This is a genomic window from Ruegeria sp. CL5, from assembly GCF_056536485.1.
Genome location: NZ_JBQFPS010000028.1, coordinates 1 through 3,419, shown reverse-complemented (window position 1 = coordinate 3,419; position 3,419 = coordinate 1). Strand labels below are relative to the sequence as shown.

Genomic DNA, 3,419 nt, shown 5'->3' with positions numbered 1-3,419 from the left:
CGCCCTTTCCTCGTCGGTCATCAGGTCTCGGGCCAAACTGCTCCCAATCGTAGAAACCAGCTTGAATCACGCCAATCGTCCGATGTGAATCCCTTTTGTCAACATGAACTAGGGAATAATCAGCCAACATTTCACTCAGATATGTCCGCCAGATATCAATCTTAGGTCAGAGTTGTGTGGACCGCTCATAACTAAACAAATCTGCCCGAAGCGTACAAAAGCAAACACGGTTTTTTGCGATTTCGCCGTTCACACCGGACCCGCTTGACCGAAATCCACTGGATAAAATTTGACCACCTGAACTTTGACATCTTATCTAGGAAATCGTCTCCGCAACTAACATTCCCAAATCGCTCCCTCAAAACTTTTAAGATGCTATCGAAACTAAATTTCAGGGGGTCAAGTTTTAACTCCGGTTGCCCAAAATGCTGGGACCAATTTTGCATACTGGTTGGCCTTCACGTCGCGCTTCTTTTCGCTACATAGCCCAAAACACTACGATCGTGGAGCATTGCGATGACATCAGCGGAGGACCGCGGCTAAAACCTTTACATCAAAGCTGTAGGATATGTTGTCGACTACAAGTCGAATGCCTGAAATCAAGATTGTCATACGCGATAATTCTATTGTGACAGGTTCATTAATGTATGAGTTCAACAATTAGACATGAAGAGTCTCCGAGCGACCCCGGAAACTACATAAACACCTAACAAACTGACTACATCGCTATCGCGCTCCCTGAGAGGTACAGACAATAAGTACCGTCCTCAAAAGCACTTTGAGATCAAGGTTCCAATCCATGTTCTGGACATAGAATGTATCCAGCTTAGTCTTTGTGCGTACAGCCTCTTCAGAGTCCGTATAACCTTGCTTTACCTGTGCATACCCGGTTATTCCAGGTCGTACTGTCCCTCTCAGATTGTATCCCGGCATCTCTTTGAGATAGGTTTTGGCAAATTCGAACACTTCGGGGCGCGGGCCAATTAAGCTCATATCACCTAAGAGAACGTTCAAAATTTGCGGCACTTCATCCAAGCGTGTTTTTCGCATCCATTGTCCAAAAGGTGTTATCCGCCACTCTTCCAACGAATCGAAGGGGCCACGCTTGACCTCATTGTCTTCCGGCAACATTGTTCGGAACTTTATCATCAAAAACTTGCGCTGATCCCTTCCCATGCGCTCCTGACGAAATATCAAAGGCCCTGGGTTCCAGAAAATATTCAAAATAAAAACAATGGAACACAGGCCCAAAAAAACAGGAAGCGCCGCACAGCTTACGACTACGTCAAAGATACGTTTGGAAACCAAATAGACAGATTTGCTCTTTTGTGCAGTCTTTCCGGAGATCTTTGATTCGATAGTCCAGTTTTTGCTGGCAACCGAATGGTCACTCATATCACTCATACCACCGATACCTTTACACTATAACACACTATAAAAACTGGGTTTTGCGTAAAATTGAGGCCAGAACAACTGCCCCTTGAGTCATAGCCCGCAGCTTGACAGTCTCTAACTTATACCCCCAGCAACATAATAAACTTGGATAACTGTTGAACCAAAATCAAAACAAATGCAACAAAAATTTGATGAAACATCACGCGATGCAAGAGCCACACTACAATCCAGTCAAAATCACCCAATTGGTGAAGTTAGTTGGCCAAATTTGACTGGTCCAGTTTGATTATTGGAACAAGATTGCCCCTTTGGTCCATTGGTACGATGTTTCTGGTGCCAACGGACGGTAGTCCATAGCACTATGCGGTTGTTTCGTGATGTAGTGCTTTCTCCAATTTTCAATGATGATTTGCGCATCTTCTAATGAGTGGGAGATTCCCAGGTTCAATAGTTCATCTCCGAACCGAGCGTTGAAACTCTCGACGTAGCGATTCTCCCAAGAACCATCCGGCTCCATGAAGGCTGTCTTGGCCGCGACGGCTCCGCTCCAGTCTCGGACGGCTTGGATGACAAATTCCAGCGCATAGCACCTTTGGAATGAAGTTGGTTGAGAGGCTATGATTGCCTGCGTATCCCCCAAGTAGCGCAACAGGTGATCATAGCCGGATCTCAGGCCCCTACAGCGGTTTTGCAACAAACCACACCGCAAGGGAGACCGACTATGACCGATACCAGTATTGCACGGACCGAGCCTGTTTTGATTTCAGTTCCGGGCAAAAAGCTCCGACACCGTCTGACTATTAAGGACGGTGAGAGCCGCAAAAGCTTACTCGGTGTTTGCTATAGGGCAGACTTGTTGTTGGCCAAAATACCGAACTGACACACATTCAACCATGCTGGAACGCTTCTGCATGACATTGAACTGATGTCAAATCAGCAATTCATTCGACACACAGGACGTTGTCGAAAAGTATGAGGGCAATATTGCTGCGAAGAATAAAGGGATTGACTTGGAGTTTAATTACATAAGCAGAGTTCAGCTTCCACCGGAATCTGATCCCAACACATTCCCGTTTTTGTCATAAACGATATTCTCGGTCCTCCGTTTCTCAAACTTAACGGCAATCCAAATCAAATGGGGCACTCCAAAGTACGTTACCCTTAAACGTCGATAACACCGACAAGAAATGACACTAAATAACTTTCTTGAGTACGGAATGCGTATGATTGCTCGTAGATGCATCTCCACAATCACGAGCACTAAACATTATCGAAATTATCGACCGAGCAGTAAAGAACACAAATATTGTTGTTACCCCTGCCAAAGACCCGATCAGCAGGCCCGACAAAACGCCGAACGACCAAACAGACCAACAGATAATCGTCAGCGCCCATCCTATTAGAACTCCAAACAGAAACACTGCCATCTTATTTTATTGTCCTTTTTTTCAGCACTGCCTGTATTTGGATACTATGCGTGGGCCTTGTTGGGTTTTCGACACTCAATTTGAATCACTGGTGTTTAGCGGCGAGTTTTTGCCTACTCAATAGTTGGTTTGGTGCAATCCGTCAGATGATTCCTTTCTTAGAGTTACAGCGGTGAAGTTGATTTGGCTGCAGGGGGGGGCGAGGGATGCTGATGCTAAGGATTTGGGCAGCTTGATTAGGCATTCCATGATTCAATTGCCTAAAGGCAGTGATATCGAATTGTTAATGCGAAGCGGCGACTTGCGGGGATACAGAAACACTTTCGGACAACTGAGTCGATAGCCAAGAACCTCTGTAATCCTTCTGGAGACCGCTTGCATTGCATTATTCGTCCCGGCTCTCGTAAGGAGAGGTTGATATTCTCGGCTCGATTGTTCAATGCTTACTCGTCCAATGTTCAAACCCTGGTGCAACTTCTCCCTTTCCGTGGCATAAATGTGGCAGTCTGGACGTGACTGGGGCCTTGGCAAACGCGCTCCTTAGTTGGCGGCTGGTTTCGTAAGGCACCTTGGTCCTGCGCGGCAACACTATCTCTT

The 3,419-nt window shown here is 46.1% G+C and carries 1 protein-coding gene and 1 pseudogene; both read right to left on the bottom strand.

Annotation, left to right across the window (positions count from 1 at the left end; genetic code table 11):
• Positions 1–726 precede the first annotated feature (726 nt).
• Positions 727–1,404 (bottom strand): sugar transferase, encoded by a 678-nt coding sequence (locus tag ACR0IU_RS22205; RefSeq protein ID WP_480717780.1) that lies wholly within the window; start codon positions 1,402–1,404, stop codon positions 727–729.
• A gap of 277 nt (positions 1,405–1,681) precedes the next feature.
• Positions 1,682–1,972 (bottom strand): annotated as a pseudogene (locus ACR0IU_RS22200) (integrase core domain-containing protein); the annotation flags it as partial.
• Positions 1,973–3,419 lie beyond the last annotated feature (1,447 nt).